This is a genomic window from Verrucosispora sp. CNZ293 (genome assembly GCF_002754655.1).
In genome coordinates this window covers 6354839-6372868 of the sequence record NZ_PEFR01000001.1, presented here as the reverse complement: position 1 = coordinate 6372868, position 18030 = coordinate 6354839, and the positions used below count along the sequence as shown (strand labels likewise).

The window sequence follows — 18030 nt, the reverse complement described above, 5'->3', positions numbered from 1 at the left end:
GGGGGCCGTGACGGTACGTGTGCGCTTCGCCCCTTCCCCGACCGGTATGTTCCACGTCGGCGGTGCCCGCTCGGCACTCCAGAACTGGATCTACGCCAGGCAGCAGGGCGGTGTGTTCGTGCTGCGCATCGAGGACACCGACGCGGCCCGCAACAAGCCGGAGTGGACCGAGGGCATCCTGTCGGCGCTCGACTGGATCGGCATCGAGCGGGGCAGCTACGAGGGCCCCTACTTCCAGTCCTCGTACGCCGCTGAGCACCGGGCCGCCGCGCAGCGGCTGCACGAGGCCGGCCGGGCGTACTACTGCGACTGCACCCGCGAGGCGGTACAGGCCCGCACCGGTAACCAGTACACCGGCTACGACGGCTTCTGCCGCGACCGGGGGCTGCCGCCCGGCGAGGGCCGCGCGCTGCGCTTCCGCACCCCGGACGAGGGCGTCACGGTGGTGACCGACCTGATCCGGGGCGAGCCGACCTTCGAGAACAAGCTGATCGAGGACTTCGTCATCGCCCGGGGCGACGGCTCGCCGGTCTTCCTGCTGGCAAACGTCGTGGACGACATGACGATGGGCATCACCCACGTGATCCGCGCCGAGGAGCACCTGCCCAACACCCCGAAGCAGCAACTGCTCTGGGACGCGCTCGGGGTCAAGCCGCCGATCTGGGCGCACGTGCCGGTGGTGGTCAACGAGAAGCGACAGAAGCTCTCCAAGCGCCGCGACAAGGTCGCCCTGGAGGCGTACCGGGACGAGGGATACCTCGCCGAGGCGATGCGCAACTACCTGATGCTGCTCGGCTGGGCGCCCTCCGGCGACCGGGAGATCGTGCCCTGGTCGGTCATCGAGGACGAGTTCCGACTGGATGAGGTCAACCCGTCACCGGCGTTCTTCGACGAGAAGAAGCTGCGCGCGTTCAACGGCGAGTACATCCGGGCGCTGCCCGTGGCCGAGTTCGTCGAGGCGTGCCAGCCCTGGCTGACCGGCACCGGCACGATCGCGCCGCCGCCCTGGCAGCCGGCGGAGTACGACCCGGCCGTGTTCGCCGCGGTGGCCCCGCTGGCGCAGACCCGGATCGCGGTGCTCAGCGAGATCGTGCCGAACGTCGACTTCCTCTTCGTCGACTCCCCGCTCATCGACGAGGCGGCCTGGAACAAGGCGATGAAGGAGGGGTCGGCGGAGCTGCTCGACGCCGCCATCGCCGCCTTCGAGGCTGTCGATTCGTGGGACGCGGAGACGCTCAAGGCCACCCTGGAGACGGTCGGCGCGGAGCGCGGCCTCAAGCTCGGCAAGGCACAGGCGCCGGTACGCGTCGCGGTCACCGGCCGTAGCGTCGGTCTGCCGCTGTTCGAGTCGCTGGAGGTGCTCGGTCGCGAGCGCGCCCTGACCCGGATGCGCGCCGCCCGGGTCCGCCTGGTCTGACCCGCCGCGCGGGCCGCCCGGCGACGCTCAGCCGCGACGCTCGGCGCGGCGGCGGATCAGCCGCGACGCTCGGCGCGGCGGCGGATCAGCCGCGACGCTCGGCGCGGCGGCGGATCAGCCGCGACGCTCGGCGCGGCGGCGGATCAGCCGGGCCGCGACCAGGATGGCCAGCAACGGCACCGCGGCGACGGCCGCCCACCACCAGCCATTCCCACCGGACGACTCGTCCGACCGGGGTACCGGGGTGACGGCCTCGGCGGTGGTCGGTGCCGGGGTGGTCTCGGCCGCACCGGTGGCGGTCGGTTCGGCGACGGTGGGCTCCGGGGTCGGGTCGGCGGGCGTGTCGGTGGTCAGCGTGAACCGCACCTCGCCGGAGATCGGATGACCGTCGTCCGACACCAGCCGGTAGCCGACGATGTACAGCCCCGCCGCGCCGGGCGTGAACGGCACACTGACCCGGTTACCGGCGAACCGCGGTTGCCCACCAGCGGCGTCGACATTGTCGGGCCCGGTGATCGTGATGGTCGTCGTCTCCTCGTCGAGCCGGGCCAGAAACCGCAGCTCGACGCGCTCGGGCGCGTCGGCCACCCGGGCACCCGCACGCGGCGTGCTGCCGGTCAGCTGGTTGTGCGCGGCGGCTGGCGCGGCGGGCATCAGCAGCGACACGCCGAACGCCACGCCGATCACCGCTGTCCAGGAACGCGCCATTCGCGCTATCCTGCCCCCCATCATGGCCTCCGCAAAGGTAAGATCCGCCCGCTGCTTCGCGGCTGGTCGTTTGTCGAGTCGCGATTGCGCATAGTTCCAATTAGTGTTCCATCAGCTGCAACCGATCGGCGTTCCGCGGAGTCTTTTGAGTGGGTACCTGTCCTGTGGACACGGTCACCACCGTCGGCCTTCCAACGTGTGACCCCTGCAGCACAGCCACCCATCGAACGGGGCGAGGAGGCGGCATGGTCCGACGGATGAGGCGACTGGCCGCGGTGACGGCAGGTGCGGTAGCGGCGGTGCTGTTGTCGTTCAGCTCCGCCGAGGTGGCCCGGGCGGCGCCGAAGACGCCGCCGGCCGGCGTGGACATCACCGGGCACGGGCTGACCGAGCCGTTGCGGCTGCGTTCCGACACCCACCCCGCGCATGTCGTCGCCGTCATCGAGCAGGTCAACCACCGGGGTCTGGTCCGTCAGTCCGGCGGCCCGAAGAAGGCCGACCTCGGTCCGAAGTACACGGTCGTGGTGCTGGCCGGTGACGCTCCGAAGCAGACCTACGACCTGTACCCGAAGGCGGTAGGTGGTCCCCGCGTCTTCCGCCCCGCCAAGCAGCCCGACCGTAAGGTCAGCGCCTCCTGGTACCTCGGACGGGTGAGCATGTCCGAGACGCTGCGGACCGCCGGTGTCCCGCTCGAACGGACCTACGAGGCGGTGAGCGGAGGCGTCGGCGGAGGCGAGCGCATCATCCCGGAAGAGGCGCTCAACCCCGCTCAGGACATCAACGAGGCGTTCAGCGATCTGCAGCGGCTACTCCTGCTGAACGTCGCGGTGGTGCTGGTGATCACCGTCGGGCTCGCCGGGATCGCGCTCCTGATCCGCCGCCGTACCCACTGAACTCCGACCCGCTCGCGGGCCAGCGCCCGGCGAGCGGGTCCAGGATTCGGGCGAGCGGGTCCAGGATTCGACTGGACCGTCCCGGTCCGTTCAGCACCAGCGACCCGGCGGGCGCTGCCGCCGTGGATTGCGATGAGCCGGACGGACCGGGCCGTGCCGGTGTGCCCCGGCCCACCCGGGCAGGTCACTGCGGCAGGCACCGGTAGTCGGTTCGACCTGCCCCGGGGTGGACGGCTCGACGGCCCGCTGACGGGGCACCGCGGGCTCGCCACCGCGCGGCCGGACGGACGTGGGGTCGTCCTCAGGGCGCTCCGGCACCCGACCCGTGGCCGGCTCGACCGGATGCGCCAGGCCGGGCGGCCGGCGGTGGTGCTTGGCGAGGGCCGGCTGCTCGTGCGGGCCCGGTCGGCACGGCTCCCCCTGGGCACAGCCGTGGTCGGCCTCCCCGTACGCCATCGGCGTCTCCTCACGCTCGCCCTCACCCGCCGGTGCCCACCCGACGTGCCCTGTCACCGTACTGGCCGGATCTGACCGGCCGCGCAGCGCGTACCGGTTCCCGGTCAACGGTGCGGTGCCGACGCCTGCCGTCAAGGTCCAGGTCAGGGCATGTCAGGCTAGGCGGGTGAGCGAGTCGGGCAGCACGGACCTGTCAGCCACGCTGCGCCGGATCGAGCGGGCGGCCGGTGCGCTGGCCACCGCGAGCGTGGTCCGGATGGACGAGACCCTGCCGTGGTTCCGGGAGTTGCCCGCCGACCAGCGCTCCTGGGTGATGCTCGTGGCCCAGGCCGGCGCCCGCTCCCTGGTCCAGTGGTTGCGGGCGGGCGGTGGGGCCGGCGAGGGCACCCAGGAGGTCTCCGACGAGGTCTTCGCCGCCGCGCCACAGGCGCTGGCCCGCTCGATCACCCTCCAGCAGACCGTCGCGCTGATCAAGGTGACCATCGACGTGGTCGAGGAGCAGGTCGGCGAACTGGCCGCTCCCGGTGAGGAGCCGCAGCTCCGGGAGGCGGTCCTCCGGTACTCCCGGGAGATCGCCTTCGCCGCCGCCCGGGTCTACGCCCGGGCCGCCGAGTCACGCGGCTCCTGGGACGCCCGGCTACAGGCCCTGCTGGTGGACGCGCTGCTGCGCGGCGACTCGCCGGACGTGCTGGCCAGCCGGGCCGCCGCGCTCGGTTGGACGGACGCGCCGCCGGTCGCGGTGGCGGTCGGCCCCTCCCCCGGCGGCGAGGTCGCCGCCGTTCTGCACACCGTCTACCGGCAGGCCCGGCGGATCGGGGTCGAGGTGATCGGCGGCGTGCACGGCGACCGCCTGGTGATCGTGCTGGGTGGGGCGGCGGACCCGGTCGCGGCCACCGGCAAGCTGCTCACCGCCTTCGGTGACGGGCCGGTGGTGGTCGGTCCGGCGGTGCCGAGTCTGGACGAGGCGACCGAGTCGGCCCGGGCGGCGCTGGCCGGATACCGGGCCGCCCCGGCCTGGCCGGCGGCGCCGCGCCCGGTGCACGCCGGTGACCTGCTGCCCGAGCGGGCCCTCGCGGGTGACACCGAGGCCCGCCGTCGGCTGCGCCATGACGTGTACGCGGTGCTGGTCCGTGCCGGCGGTGAGTTGCTGGAGACGTTGGACGCCTTCTTCGCCGCGGGCGGCACACTGGAGAGCGCCGCGCGGGCGCTGTACGTGCACCCGAACACCGTGCGCTACCGACTGCGTCGCATCTCCGAGGTGACCGGATTCAGCCCGCTGGCGCCCCGGGACGCGTTCGCGCTGCGGGTCGCGCTGACCGTCGGCCGGCTCGATCCGGTGGTGCCGACCCAGACATTGGCCCCACCGGTCAGTAAAAGATCACAGCATGGTGATGACCAGCGTCAGTCTTTGTAGGATCCCTCCAACTGTCCTAGTGCGGTTTGGTGCCAGCCGGCACAGCGCAACCCATGGGTATCCAGGAGAGTCATAGACGTGCTCGCCGTACTCTGCCCCGGCCAGGGGTCCCAGAAACCTGGCTTTCTGACCCCCTGGCTCGCCCTGCCCGACGCCGAGGCCCGACTGCGCTCGTGGTCCGAGCTGGCCGGCGTCGACCTGGTGCACCTGGGCACCACAGCCGACGCCGACGAGATCCGGGACACCGCTCGCACCCAGCCGCTGCTGGTCGCCGCGGCGCTGCTCGCCGCCGAGCACCTGCCGATGCCGGAGGTCACGCTGACCGCGGGGCACAGTGTCGGAGAGCTCGGCGCGGCGGCGCTGGCCGGGGCGCTGTCGGCCGAGGCGGCGATCACCCTCGCCGGCGTACGCGGCCGGGAGATGGCCGCCGCCTGCGCGCTGGAGCCGACCGGCATGGCCGCGGTGCTCGGTGGCGACCCGGACGAGGTGACCGCCGCGATAAGCGCCCACGGGCTGCACGCCGCCAACCGCAACGGCAAGGGTCAGGTCGTCGCCGCCGGTGCGCTCGACGGGCTGGACAAGCTGGCCGCCGAGCCCCCGGAGCGGGTCCGGGTCGTCAGGATGCAGGTGGCCGGCGCCTTCCACACCCCGTACATGGCTCCGGCGGAGGCGGCACTGGCCACGGTCGCCGCCGGGATCACCCCGAACGACCCGGACCGCATCCTGCTGTCCAACCTCGACGGGACCGCTGTCGACAACGGCGGGGAACTGCTCGAACGGTTGGTCCGCCAGGTCACCGCCCCGGTCCGCTGGGACCTCTGCATGGCCACGCTCGCCGCACTCGGCGTGACCGGCGTGATCGAGCTGCCGCCCGCCGGCACGCTCGCCGGGCTGGTCAAGCGTGAACTCGCAGGTGCCGGCGCGCCGGAGATCGTCACCCTGAAGACCCCGGACGACCTGCCCGCCGCCCGGGATCTCATCGCCCGGCACGGCACCACGGCGGGTGGCCCGGTCAACGGAACCAGTCCGCACACGTCTCGCGCCAACATCGACGCTGGGGAGGCCTCGTCATGACGGGCAGCCGGATCCTGTCCCTCGGGCACTACCAGCCGTCCCGGGTGGTGACCAACGACGAGATCGCGCAACTGGTGGAGACCAGCGACGAGTGGATCCGCGACCGGGTCGGCATCGCGACCCGCCGGATCGCCGGTGACGAGACGGTCGCCGACATGGCCGCGGCCGCCGCCGACAAGGCGCTTGCCAGTTCCGGCCTGACCGCCGCCGACATCGACCTGGTCGTGGTCGCCACCTGCACCTCGATCGACCGCAGCCCGAACGTGGCCTGCCGGGTCGCCGCCAAGCTGGGGATCAACGCCCCAGGTGCGTTCGACGTCAACACCGCCTGCTCCGGCTTCGCGTACGCGCTCGGCACCGTCGACCACGCGATCCGCGCCGGTGCGTCGCGCAACGCTTTGGTGATCGGCGCGGAGAAGCTGTCCGACTTCACCGACTGGACCGACCGCTCCACCTGCATCATCTTCGGCGACGGCGCGGGCGCGGCCGTGGTCACCGCCGCCGCCGAGGACGAGCCGGCCGGCATCGGCCCGGTGGTCTGGGGCTCGGTGCCGGAGCGCGGCGACGCGGTACGCATCGAGGGTTGGCGACCGTACGTCGCCCAGGAGGGCCAGACGGTGTTCCGTTGGGCCACCACGGCGTTGGCACCGCTGGCCCTGCAGGCGTGCGAACGGGCCGGTGTCGACCCGTCGGAGCTGGCCGCGTTCGTTCCGCACCAGGCCAACGGACGGATCATCGACGGCATCGCGAAGCGGCTGAACATCCCACAGGCGATCATCGCCAAGGACATCGTCGAGTCCGGCAACACCTCCGCGGCCAGCATCCCGCTGGCCCTGTCCAAGCTGGTGGAGCGCCGTGAGGTGCCCTCCGGCGCACCGGTGCTGCTGTTCGGCTTCGGCGGCGGCCTGACCTACGCCGGTCAGGTCGTCCGCTGCCCCTGATACCCCCACGGCGCGCGGCGCCGAGGAGCGACGGGTGGCGTCGCCGCCCCGTCGAGAGAACCCGATGAGAGGAACCCACCGCAATGACCCGTGACGAGATCACCGCCGGCCTCGCCGAGATCCTCGAAGAGGTTGCCGGGGTGAACCCGGACGACGTGGCCGAGGGGAAGTCCTTCACCGACGACCTGGACGTCGACTCGCTCTCCATGGTGGAGGTCGTGGTCGCCGCCGAGGAGAAGTTCGGCGTCAAGATCCCTGACAACGAGGTACAGAACCTCAAGACCGTCGGGGACGCCGTGAGCTACATCGAGGCGCAGTCCTGATATGAGTCGCATCGACGTCGTCGTCACCGGGCTCGGCGCGACCACCCCGCTGGGCGGGGACGTCGCGTCGACCTGGGACGCCATGCTCGCCGGCCGCTCCGGGGTGAGTCCGCTCGCCCAGGAGTGGGCCGCGCAACTGCCGGTCCGGATCGCCGCCCAGCTCGCGGTCGATCCGACCGGTCTGCTGGACCGGGTGAAGCTACGCCGGTTGGACCGCTCCGAGGCGATCGCCCTGATCGCCGCCCACCAGGCCTGGTCGGACGCGGGCCTGGCCGACTCCGGGCTCGACCCGGAGCGGCTCGGCGTGAGCGTCGGTTCGGGCATCGGCGGGGCGCTGACCCTGCTCGCCCAGGACGACATCCTGGAGACGTCCGGCCCACGGCGGGTCTCCCCGCACACCATTCCGATGCTGATGCCGAACGGTCCGGCCGCGTGGGTCGGCCTGGAACTGGGCGCCCGCGCGGGTGTCCACTCGGTGGCCAGCGCCTGCGCCACCGGTGCGGAGGCGATCGCGCTCGGCCTGGACATGATCCGTGCCGGCCGCGCCGACGTGGTGGTGGCCGGCGGCACCGAGGCGGTCATCCACCCGCTGCCGATCGCCGGCTTCTCCTCGATGCGGGCGATGTCGACCCGCAACGACGAGCCGGAGCGAGCCTCCCGCCCGTGGGACAAGGGTCGCGACGGCTTCGTGCTCGGCGAGGGCGCGGGCGTCATCGTGCTGGAACGCGCCGACCACGCCGCAGCCCGGGGTGCTCGGGTGTACGCACGGCTCGCCGGCGCGGGCCTCACCTCCGACGGCTTCGACATCGTCCAGCCACACCCGGAGGGTGCCGGCGCGATCCGGGCCATCGCGAAGGCGATCTCCGACGCGGACGTGGCGAAGTCGGACATCGTCCACGTCAACGCGCACGCCACCTCGACCCCGGTGGGCGACCTGGCGGAGATCACCGCGCTGCGGGCCGCGCTCGGCGACCACCCGGTGCTCACCGCCACCAAGTCGATGTCCGGGCACCTGCTCGGCGCGGCCGGTGCGTTGGAGTCGATCGCCACCATCCTGGCGATCCGCGACGGCGTGGTGCCGCCGACGATCAACCTGGACGACCCGGACGACGGTCTCACCCTCGACGTGGCGGCCAACAAGGCACGGCACATGGAGGTGCCCGCCGCACTGAACAACTCGTTCGGCTTCGGCGGCCACAACGTGGCCCTCGTCTTCACCCGCCCCTGAGCCCACCCCTGTTGATCATGAGGTTAGCGGCAGCGCAAAGACCATTGCCGCTAACCTCATGATCGACTGCGCGGGGGCGGGGGTCAGTCAGTGCAGGTGGTGGGGGGTAGGGCGGGGACTTTGACCGGGGAGCGGCCGGGTGGGCGGGTCTTGCCGGCGAGTACGTCGGCGAGCGCGGCCATCGAGGCGCGGCTGGACGAGTAGGTGGCCAACAGGGTGGGCGACTTCGCCGAACCCAACACGTACGGGGTGTCCATGGCGACGGTGACGGCGGCGTCGGATCGCAGGTCCTTCGCGCCGTCGCCGTAACCGACCAGATGGACGACGGTGCCACCGCTGGACACCACCTTCACGCCGGCCGAGGTCAGCGCCTCGGTCAACGCCGCCCGGGTGTGCGCCCGCCCGCCCGACGAGGTCACGGTGACCGGACCGCGGACGCCCGTCGTGTCGCACCGGCCGCGCAGCACGGTCACCGCCCCGGCCGCCAGCGCCCTGGCCGCCGCACGGTGCGCTGGTGCGCCGAGCGTGGACAGCTCCGGCGCGGGCGCGTCGCCCAGGGTGAACTTCATGGTCAGTACGCGGGTGGCCGCCTCGACCAGCCGGCCACGGGGCAGTGTGCCGTCGCGCAACGCGGTGAGCAGCCCCTCGTACGCCTTCCCGACGTGCGGAGGCATCAGGATCAGGTCGTTGCCGGCCTTCAACGCCCGTACCGCGGCCTCACCGGGCTCGAAGCGGCGGGCCGGCGGCATGTTCATCCCGTCGGTGATCACCACGCCCTGGAAGCCCAGCTCCCCGCGCAGCACCTCGGTGAGCAGCTTGTACGAGAAGGTGGCGGCCACGCCCGGGTCGACCGAGCGGACGTCAAGGTGGGCCGACATCACCGCCAGCGCGCCAGCCTCGATGCCTGCGGTGAACGGCGGCCACGCCTCGGCCGCCAGCTTGCCGCGGGACTGGCCGAGCCGGGGCAGGTCCTTGTGCGAGTCGACGGCGCTGTGACCGTGCCCCGGGAAGTGCTTGAGAGTGGCCGCCACCCCGGCGGTCTGCAACCCGCGTACCGCGCCACCGACCTGGTCGGCCGCCCGCCCGGGATCCGAGCCGAACGAGCGGGACCCGATCACCGTGCTGCGTTTCACCAGCACGTCGGCCACCGGCGCGAAGTCGACGTTGATGCCCATGGCGGCCAGTTCGGTCCCGGCCGCCCGCCAGGCGGCCTCGGTCAGCTCCGGGTCACCGGCGGCCCCGGCGCCGAGTGCGCTGGGCAGCATGGTGACCCCTTCGGTGATCCGGGTGACCACCCCGTACTCCTGGTCGGTGCCGATCAGGAAGGGCGCCGCGCCCGCCGGGAGCCGCCCCGCGGCCTCGCGCAGCCCGGTGGTCAGCTCGCGGACCTGCTTCGGGTTGTCGACGTTCGTGGTCTCCTGGTTGCTCTGGGTGGGGTCGTCCGCACTGAAGCCCACCAGGATCAGCCCGCCGAGCCGGTACTTCTCGATCATCTCGGCCGGCGTGTCCACCCCGCCCAGGGCCCGGTTGCCGGCCGCCGAGCCGGCCGACACCTTCGTCGCCTGGTCGCCGTAGGCGTACGGCATCAGCACCTGGCCGACCAGGTCCTCGTCGGAGAGTTCGGCGACGAGGGCAGCCGCCTGGGTGGCCGGGTCCTCGGGCGGGGCGCTCGACGGCGGCGCGGACTCCGTCGCCGGGGTCGAGGCGGGGTCCGCTGCGGGGCGTTGACCAGCCCCGGAGCAGCCGGCGACGAGCAGCGCGGTCACCAGGACGAACACGGCGGTGACGCGCCGAGGGGTAGTCGACACGCGAACCATCCCACCAGTTCACCGCGTACCGGGCAACTCGACCTCGCCTCGGCGGGGCCGGTCCGACCGGCCTACCCGACCTGGGTGAGCAGGGTCACCGGCGCACCGTCACCGGCGTGGCGGTACGGCTCCAGCTCGGCGTCCCACGCGGTGCCGAGCGCCTTGTCGAGGGCGTGCGCGAGGGCCTCCGGCGCCCGCGCACCGGCCATGACGCTGCGCAGCCGGTCCTCGCCGAGCTGGATGTCTCCGGCGGCGCCCACGGTCGCCCGGAACAGGCCCCGGCCCGGCACGTGCATGAAGCGCTCGCCGTCGAGGCCCGGGCTGGGGTCCTCGGTCACCTCGAAACGGATCATGGGCCACTGCCGGAGGGCAGCGGCCAGCTCGGCGCCCGTTCCCGGGCTACCGGACCACCCGCACTCGGCCCGGCGGGCGCCGGGATCGACGGGCTGGGCCGTCCACTGCAGGTTGACCGGCGCGGCGAGGACGCGCGCGATCGCCCACTCGACGTGTGAGCACACGGCGAGCGGGGTCGAGTGGACGTATACGACGCCACGCGTTGGCACGGTGACCTCCCGGAGTGCGAGGTGCGTCTTCCCCTACGACCTCGCCCGACCCGGGCTTGTGGAACACATGATGACTCCTGTGACGGATGGTACGCCAGGGAATCGGCAAATCCGCCGCCCGGAATACCCGGACAGGTGACCGCGGTTCCACCTCGTGACGCCGCGATGACCAGCCGGCATCGTGGGTCGTGTACAGTTCCATCGGCGGCCTGTGCCGCGTAAAGCCTCCGCGGGTCTCGCCTTTCACGGTGCCCGCAACAGCCCCCGGACGTTCCGTCCTCCGTACGTCTTGCAAGGAGTACCTCCGTGGCGAGCAACACCTCTAAGACCGCGCGCGCGTCAGTCCGGGCCGGCCAGGCTGGCCAGGGTGGCGCCCTCAGCGTGCTGGGCGAGTTCAAGTACGTCATCCCGCTCAACGGCGGCAAGCACGCCTACGTGCGGAACCTGACCAACGGCAAGACGGCGCACCTGCGCACCGACTCCGAGGCTTTCATCGAGGAGATCCGGGTGCTGGCCGCCGCCGGCCACGCCACCAAGATCCGGGCCGAGCTCAACGGTCTCAACGCCGCCCACCCGGGTGACGGCTGGGACGCCACCGAGAAGCGCCTGGTCGAGGCCGGCGTCTTCGAGGCCTGATCGGCCGAGGGCAGCGCGCCCTCTCCGCAGCACCTGTGAACGCCCGTCGGGTCGCCCCGGCGGGCGTTCGCCGTCTCGGCCCGGCCCGATTCACCTGTCCGGCGGGTCGAGCAGCGCGACCTCGCCGGTGGCCAGGTCGTAGAGCGCTCCGGCGACGGCGACCCGACCGGCGGCGATCCGCGGCGCCAGCCGCGGGTCGGCGCGCAGCGTGGCCACGGTGCGCGCCACGTGCCGGCGGATCGCCACCGGCAACACGTGCGGGTCGTCCACCCCCACCTCGGCGACGGCCGGCGCGATCCGGTCGACCAGATGAGCCAGCTCGCCCTGCGGACGCCGGCCGGTACGCAGGGCGTCGACAGTCGCCTGCACCGCGCCGCACCGCTCGTGCCCCAGCACCATCACCAGCGGTACGCCCAGTACCTCCACCACGTACTCGATCGAGCCCAGCACCGCCCGGTCCAGCACGTGTGCCCCGGTGCGGATCACGCAGATCGCGCCGAAGGTCTGGTCGAAGATCGCCTCCAACGGCACCCGCGAGTCGATGCAGCCCAGCGCCACGGCGTACGGCTGCTGGTCGCCGGAGGCGGTCGCGGCCGCCGCGGTCACGTCGTGGCCGTGCACCGGCTGCCCGCTGACGAAGCGCCGGTTGCCGGCGAGCAGTTCGGCCAGGGCCGCGCGCGGCGTACCCCCGCGGGCCTGGCCGGCGAGCGCGGAGCCGGCGGGTACGCCATCCGTGTCTGCCATCTCCTCAGCCTCGCCGGGACGGTGCCCGGGCGGAGCCGATCGACGAGATCTTCTCAACACCCCGGTTGGCGTGTTGTCATGACGGGTAGCCGGTGTTACCACCGGGTATCCCCGGTGTTACACATCCGTGCGCCCTGGGGAGGTGGCGATGCCGGAGCCGACCGAGATACGGCTGGGCGACGACGTACGCCTGCACGTGGAGACGGCAGGCCCGTCCGACGCCGAGGTGACAGCCGTGCTGCTGCACGGCTGGACCCTGGACGGGCGCAGTTGGCACCGGCAGCTGACAGCCATCCAGGAGATGTTCGGCTCGGTCCGGGTGGTCACCTACGACGCCCGTGGGCACGGCCGGTCCAGCTGCATGGCCCTGCCCACGGCCACCCTTGCCCAACTGGGCGACGACCTCGTGGAGGTGCTGGACGCGGTGGCGCCGACCGGGCCGGTGGTGCTCGTCGGCCATTCGATGGGCGGCATGACGATCATGGAGTACGCGCACCGCCACCCGGACCACTTCACCCGGCGCACCGCCGGCCTGGTCTTCGTCTCCACCACCGCCGAGGGGCACACCCACACCGTCTACGGGCTTTCGCCCCGGATCGCCCGGATCATCCGGTTGGCCGAGACCACCGGGGCCGGGGTCCTCGCCCGCTGCGGTGCCTGGCGACCGCCCCGCGCCCTGCTGCGCGCGCTACGCCCGAGCATCCGTTGGATGCTCTTCGGGGACCGCTGCGACCCCACCGACATCAGGCTGGTCACCTCGGCGGTGGCCCGCGCCTCGCTGCGCTCGATCGGCGGGTTCCGGGCCTCCATCGGCACCCAGCACCGGCTGACCACGCTTGCCACGCTGGCCCACCTGCCGGCGGCGGCGCTTGTCGGCGACCGGGACCGGCTCACCCCGCCACCGTGCGCGGAGTCGATCGCCGCCGCGCTACCGGCGACCGAGCTGACCGTCTGCCCCGGCGCCGGTCACATGCTGATGATGGAACGCCCCGAGGAGGTCAACGGCGCCCTGGCCAACGTGTTGCGCCGGGTCCTGGACGCCCTCCCGGTCCGGCGGTCCGTCACCGGCTGACCGCCGCCCGCCACCCTTTCCCGGGGTCCGTCGCAGGTCGGCGAAGATCCGGGGGACGCGCACCGGGACGCGGGGCGTAATCTCGTGCGGTTGGCCGGGCGGCGTCACGAGGAGAGCGAGCGGTGGATCAGAGCACCCTGGACCAGGAGATCGCCGCCGAGCAACGGCATCTCGACCGGGTGTACGCGCGACTGGCCGAGCTGCGCCGATCGGCAGTCCGCGCGGAGCGGGAGGGCTACCGGCTCGCCCGGGTCGGCAACTTCGGTGCGCTTGTCGAACGCGACGCGATGGTCTTCCACGCCGCGCAGCGACGCCATGTGCTCGACGCCGAGTACGAGGGGCTGGTCTTCGGCCGGCTCGATCTGCGCGACGGGCAGACCCTGTACGTCGGGCGACTCGGTATCCGCGACGAGGACGCCACCACGCTTGTGGTGGACTGGCGAGCCCCGGCCGCCGCCGCGTTCTACCAGGCGACCCCGGCCGAGCCGCTCGGCGTGGTCCGGCGTCGCACCATCCAGTCCAGCGGTGAGCGGGTCACCCGGATCGAGGACGACCTGCTGGACCCGGACGCCGCCCCACCGGACATGCCGGTGGTCGGCGACGGCGCGCTGCTGGCCACGCTGTCCCGGACCACCGGTCGCGGCATGCGGGACATCGTGGCCACCATCCAGCGCGAGCAGGACGAGGCGATCCGCTCCCCCGGCTCGGGGGTGACCCTCGTCTCCGGCGGCCCGGGCACCGGCAAGACGGCTGTGGCGCTGCATCGCGCGGCGTACCTGCTCTACGCCGACCGCAGCCGGTACGCAGGCGGCGGCATCCTGGTGATCGGCCCGTCCTCGGTGTTCGTCGAGTACATCGCCTCGGTGCTGCCGTCGTTGGGTGAGGACACCGCCACCCTGCGCTCGCTGGGCAGCCTCTTCCCCGGGGTGATGGCCACCCGCACCGACCCGCCCGAGGTGGCGGCGATCAAGGGTTCACTGCGGATGCGCCGGGTGCTGGAGCGGGCGGCCCGGGACGCGGTGCCCGACTCCCCCACCGAGCTGCGCCTGCTGTACCGGGGCACGCTGCTGCGGCTGGAGCGGGCCGAGCTGGACGCCATCCGGGACCGCGCGTTGCCGCGTGGCGCCCGTCGCAACGAGGTGCGTCGGGCCGGCTTCGACGGCGTGCTCGCCGCCCTCTGGTCGCAGGCCCGCCGGCTCGGCATCACCGGGCTGCCCGAGCAGCGCGCCTTCGAGGACGAGCTGATCGACCGGACGGACTTCCGCGACTTCCTCAAGGCGTGGTGGCCACGGCTGCATCCGCGGCACGTGCTCGCCTGGCTGGCCGATCCGCGGCGGCTGCGCCGGTACGGCGGGGGCCTGCTCTCCGGCACCGAGATCCGGCTGCTCGGCGCGGCGTACCAGGGGTCGGAGAGCCTGTCCGTCGCCGACGTCGCGCTGCTCGACGAGTTGGACGCGCTGCTCGGCAAGCCGGTGCGCCCCGCCCGACGGAAGCGGGATCCGTTCCAACTGGCCGGCGGGGTACGTGAGCTGAGCACCTTCACCGACCGGCAGCGGGCCGCCCGGCAGGCGGCCCGGGAACGCCCGGAGGACTACCGGGACTACGCCCACCTGGTGGTCGACGAGTCCCAGGACGTCTCACCGATGCAGTGGCGGATGGTCGGCCGGCACGGGCGGCTGGCCTCCTGGACGGTGGTGGGTGACCCGGCGCAGACCGCGTGGACGGGGGATCCGCAGGAGTTGGCGCGGGCCCGCGATCAGGCGCTCGGCCGCCGTCGTCGGCACCGGTTCACCCTCACCACGAACTACCGCAACTCGGCGGAGATCTTCGCGGTGGCGGCGGCCGAGATCCGGCGGGCGTACCCCGATCTCGCGTTGCCAACCGCGGTCCGTTCCACAGGCGTCGATCCGGTCCAGCTCGTGGTGCCGGCTCCGGAGCTGGAGACCACAGTCGTCACGGCCGCCAGCGCCCTGCTCGGTGAGGTGGAGGGCACCGTCGGCGTGATCACCCCGGTGCCCCGCCGGGACCAGGTCGCGGCCTGGCTCGGGGCGATCGGCGGGGAGCGGTTGCAGGTGGTGACCAGCCTGGAGGCCAAGGGCATGGAGTACGACGGGGTGGTGCTTGTCGCCCCGGGTGAGATCCGGGCGGAGCCGGGCTCCGGCGTGCGAACCCTCTATGTCGCGCTGTCCCGGGCCACCCAGCGGCTGACCACCATCGACCCGACCGGTTGAGACCGCGAGCCCGACGATTGCACTCATAGCGATGTTGGCATAGATCCGTCCCCGGCGCGACGGACGACGGAAGGTGTCTGGGTGGGCGCCGGCCATGACCACCACCACGCTGCGGTGTCGACCGCCGCGCGCCGCCACTCCGGCCGACTGTGGGCAGCGTTCGCCCTGCTCAGCATGCTGATGGTGATCGAGGCAGTGACCGCGTTGCGGACCGGTTCGCTGGCCCTGCTCTCCGACGCCGGACACATGTTCACCGATGTGCTGGGCATCGGGATGGCCCTCGCGGCGGTCGCCGCCACCCGCCGGGCCGACACCGACCCGCAACGCACCTTCGGGCTCTACCGGCTGGAGGTGCTCGCCGCCCTGGCCAATGCGGTGCTGCTCTCCGGGGTGGCGGTGTACGTGCTGGTCGAGGCGGTACGCCGGTTCGGCGATCCACCCGAGGTGCTCGCCGGCCCGGTGCTGGTGGTGGCGACGCTCGGCCTGGTCGCCAACATCGCCGCGTTCGCCCTGCTGCGACCGGGGGCGCGGGAGAGCATCAACCTGCGCGGGGCGTACCTGGAGGTGCTTGCCGACCTGCTCGGCTCACTGGGCGTGATAGCGGCCGCCCTGCTGATCGCGGCGACCGACTGGTGGTGGGCCGACCCGCTGGTGGCGGTCGTGATCGCCACCTTCATCCTGCCCCGGACCTGGCGCCTGGGGCGGGCGGCGGTACGCATCCTGGTCCAGGCCGCGCCGGAACACCTTCAGGTCACCGCGGTGCACGACCGGCTGGCCGCGGTGCCCGGTGTGGCCGGCGTGCACGACCTGCACGTCTGGACCTTGACCTCCGGGATGGAGGTCGCCTCGGCGCACCTGACCGTGGCCTCCGGCGCCGACGTCGGTGCCGTGCTGGCGGCAGCCCGCTCGGCGCTGCACGAGGACTTCCAGATCGAGCACGCGACCCTCCAGATCGAGCCGCGATCGGATCCGGGGGGCTGCGGGGCGACGCAGTGGTGACCGGACAATCAGCCGAAAAGGGCTTTTGTCTGCTTTTGGTCTGGTCTACTAGTCAACAACTGAACACCAGGAGTAACAGCAGCTGCACCGGTCACATGGGCACCGGTAGGCTCGGACCCGGCCTCCGCCAGGCGGCACCCACCGGTGCCGGCGGCGGCCGCCGCCTAATCGCCCGCCAGGGCGAACCGGGGAACCATGTTCCTGGGGTGTATCCGCGTCAGCGGTAGGGATCTTCCGTCCCGAACCCGTCAGCTAACCCGGTCGGCGGCTGACGGAAGGACATGTGCATGCCAGCAGTGGCAACGGTAAGACCGGCCGCCCGTACGGCGGCCCTGATCGCCGCCGCGCTCGCCCTCACCCTCGGCGTCGCGCTGGCCCCCTTCACCCCAGCCGCAGCGGCACCGCAGTCGCTGCGGGCGGCGGCTCCGGGCGATGTGGACGACGAGGGTGGCACCCCGGCACTCCGGGCCCAACTGGAGGCCGCCAGCAAGGGCTACCTCGACGCCAAGACCGCGCTCGACCGCTCGGTGAAGCGGCAGAAGCAGCTCGCCAAGCAGCTCAAGACGACCGAGAGCCAGGTCGCCGAGCGCGGCACCAAGGTCGCCGAGATCGCCGCGCAGGCGTACCGCACCGGGCGGCTGGGCGCCGCGTCGGCGCTGCTCCACAGCGGGTCGCCGGCCGGCTTCATGGACCGGGCGGCGGCACTGGACGCGGTGGCCGCCAACGAGGACCGCGCGCTGCGCGAGCTTCAGACCGCCCGGGACGAGGTGAGCACCACCAAGCAGGCCCTGGACGCGGAGATCCAGGAGCAGCGCAAGCAGGTGGCCGTGATGGCCAAGCGCAAGGACCAGGCCGAGCGGGCGCTGACCGTCGCCATCGAACGGGACGAGGCGGCCGAGCGGGCCGAGGCCGCCGAGCGGGCCACCCGGTCACCGTCGCGCAGCGGCGGGTCGAGCCCCACCGCCAAGCCCGCACCCCGAAACTCCGACGGGTCATGGCCCTCGGAGTCGTGCAGCGTGAACGACCCCACGCCGGCCAACGGCTGCATCACCCCGCGCACCCTGCACGCGCTCAAGCAGGCCAAGTCGGCCGGCTTCACCCGGTACGTCTCCTGCTACCGCTCCGGTGGCTCCGGTGAGCACCCGAAGGGTCGGGCCTGCGACTTCGCGGCACAGAAGAACGGCTTCGGCGGGGACGCCACGGGTGGCGACCGGACCTACGGCAACAACCTGGCGGCGTACTTCGTGAACAATGCCGACCGGCTCGCCGTGCTCTACGTGATCTGGTACAGGCAGATCTGGCTGCCCAGCAGCGGCTGGAAGTCGTACAGCGGCGCTCGGGGTGACCCGTCCAGCGACCACACCAACCACGTGCACCTGTCGGTGTACTGAGTTCATCGTCGCGCCGGGTGAACCGCTCTTCACGAGCGGTTCACCCGGCGTCGCGTTTCACCGTCCGTCGGCGGGGCACCGTCCGGTCGACGCGCGCCGAGGCGTCCCCTTGGCTACGGTCTTACCAGGAGG

General features: G+C 72.7%; 17 protein-coding genes and 1 riboswitch. Of the genes, 12 read left to right on the top strand and 5 right to left on the bottom strand.

Going from position 1 to position 18030, the window contains the following annotated elements:
* Window positions 1-7 precede the first annotated feature (7 nt).
* A complete protein-coding gene (gene gltX / locus CLT74_RS29105; RefSeq protein ID WP_099850699.1) occupies window positions 8-1417 on the top strand; it encodes a glutamate--tRNA ligase in 1410 nt (469 codons plus the stop codon).
* A gap of 114 nt (window positions 1418-1531) precedes the next feature.
* Here the strand turns inward: gltX and CLT74_RS29100 are convergent, their stop codons facing one another.
* Window positions 1532-2125: a copper resistance CopC family protein gene (locus tag CLT74_RS29100; protein WP_486582673.1), complete on the bottom strand. Its 594-nt coding sequence runs from the start codon at window positions 2123-2125 to the stop codon at window positions 1532-1534.
* 245 nt (window positions 2126-2370) lie between these two features.
* Between CLT74_RS29100 and CLT74_RS29095 the strand changes: the two genes are divergently transcribed.
* Complete coding sequence (locus CLT74_RS29095; RefSeq protein ID WP_099850697.1) at window positions 2371-3018, top strand: hypothetical protein; 648 nt, start codon at window positions 2371-2373, stop codon at window positions 3016-3018.
* Window positions 3019-3108: 90 nt separating this feature from the next.
* Here the strand turns inward: CLT74_RS29095 and CLT74_RS31640 are convergent, their stop codons facing one another.
* Window positions 3109-3474 (bottom strand): hypothetical protein, encoded by a 366-nt coding sequence (locus CLT74_RS31640; RefSeq protein ID WP_099853336.1) that lies wholly within the window; start codon window positions 3472-3474, stop codon window positions 3109-3111.
* A 115-nt stretch (window positions 3475-3589) separates the two neighbouring features.
* Here CLT74_RS31640 and CLT74_RS29085 point away from each other — a divergent pair, with 115 nt between their 5' ends.
* The 5 genes from CLT74_RS29085 to fabF all read left to right on the top strand — a co-directional run bounded on the left by CLT74_RS29085 (window position 3590) and on the right by fabF (window position 8454).
* Window positions 3590-4888, top strand: a complete 1299-nt coding sequence (locus CLT74_RS29085) for a PucR family transcriptional regulator (protein ID WP_486582672.1) — start codon at window positions 3590-3592, stop codon at window positions 4886-4888.
* A 78-nt stretch (window positions 4889-4966) separates the two neighbouring features.
* Window positions 4967-5962 carry an ACP S-malonyltransferase gene (locus CLT74_RS29080; RefSeq protein WP_099850693.1) on the top strand — a complete coding sequence of 332 codons (996 nt, stop codon included), beginning with the start codon at window positions 4967-4969 and terminating at the stop codon, window positions 5960-5962.
* Complete coding sequence (locus tag CLT74_RS29075; protein WP_099850691.1) at window positions 5959-6903, top strand: beta-ketoacyl-ACP synthase III; 945 nt, start codon at window positions 5959-5961, stop codon at window positions 6901-6903. Before CLT74_RS29080 ends, CLT74_RS29075 begins: the two co-directional genes overlap by 4 nt.
* Before the next feature lie 83 nt (window positions 6904-6986).
* A complete protein-coding gene (locus tag CLT74_RS29070) occupies window positions 6987-7226 on the top strand; it encodes an acyl carrier protein (RefSeq protein WP_007072348.1) in 240 nt (79 codons plus the stop codon).
* Between the two features lies 1 nt (window position 7227).
* On the top strand, window positions 7228-8454 hold the full coding sequence (fabF, locus tag CLT74_RS29065; RefSeq protein WP_099850688.1) for a beta-ketoacyl-ACP synthase II: 1227 nt from the start codon (window positions 7228-7230) through the stop codon (window positions 8452-8454).
* A gap of 83 nt (window positions 8455-8537) precedes the next feature.
* Here the strand turns inward: fabF and CLT74_RS29060 are convergent, their stop codons facing one another.
* Window positions 8538-10271, bottom strand: a complete 1734-nt coding sequence (locus tag CLT74_RS29060; protein WP_099850686.1) for a glycoside hydrolase family 3 N-terminal domain-containing protein — start codon at window positions 10269-10271, stop codon at window positions 8538-8540.
* Window positions 10272-10333: 62 nt separating this feature from the next.
* Window positions 10334-10825, bottom strand: a complete 492-nt coding sequence (locus CLT74_RS29055; RefSeq protein WP_099850684.1) for a DUF3145 domain-containing protein — start codon at window positions 10823-10825, stop codon at window positions 10334-10336.
* 306 nt (window positions 10826-11131) lie between these two features.
* On the opposite strand from CLT74_RS29055, the gene CLT74_RS29050 reads away from it, so the two are divergent.
* On the top strand, window positions 11132-11461 hold the full coding sequence (locus tag CLT74_RS29050) for a hypothetical protein (RefSeq protein ID WP_099850681.1): 330 nt from the start codon (window positions 11132-11134) through the stop codon (window positions 11459-11461).
* Window positions 11462-11551: 90 nt separating this feature from the next.
* Here the strand turns inward: CLT74_RS29050 and CLT74_RS29045 are convergent, their stop codons facing one another.
* A complete protein-coding gene (locus CLT74_RS29045; protein WP_099850679.1) occupies window positions 11552-12205 on the bottom strand; it encodes a carbonic anhydrase in 654 nt (217 codons plus the stop codon).
* Between the two features lie 148 nt (window positions 12206-12353).
* Here CLT74_RS29045 and CLT74_RS29040 point away from each other — a divergent pair, with 148 nt between their 5' ends.
* The 4 genes from CLT74_RS29040 to CLT74_RS29025 all read left to right on the top strand — a co-directional run bounded on the left by CLT74_RS29040 (window position 12354) and on the right by CLT74_RS29025 (window position 17898).
* A complete protein-coding gene (locus CLT74_RS29040) occupies window positions 12354-13277 on the top strand; it encodes an alpha/beta fold hydrolase (RefSeq protein WP_099853333.1) in 924 nt (307 codons plus the stop codon).
* 122 nt (window positions 13278-13399) lie between these two features.
* On the top strand, window positions 13400-15508 hold the full coding sequence (locus tag CLT74_RS29035; RefSeq protein ID WP_099850677.1) for an AAA family ATPase: 2109 nt from the start codon (window positions 13400-13402) through the stop codon (window positions 15506-15508).
* Window positions 15509-15589: 81 nt separating this feature from the next.
* Complete coding sequence (locus tag CLT74_RS29030; protein ID WP_099850675.1) at window positions 15590-16507, top strand: cation diffusion facilitator family transporter; 918 nt, start codon at window positions 15590-15592, stop codon at window positions 16505-16507.
* 151 nt (window positions 16508-16658) lie between these two features.
* Window positions 16659-16790, top strand: a riboswitch (cyclic di-AMP (ydaO/yuaA leader).
* Between the two features lie 4 nt (window positions 16791-16794).
* Window positions 16795-17898, top strand: a complete 1104-nt coding sequence (locus CLT74_RS29025; protein WP_099850673.1) for a VldE C-terminal domain-containing protein — start codon at window positions 16795-16797, stop codon at window positions 17896-17898.
* Window positions 17899-18030 lie beyond the last annotated feature (132 nt).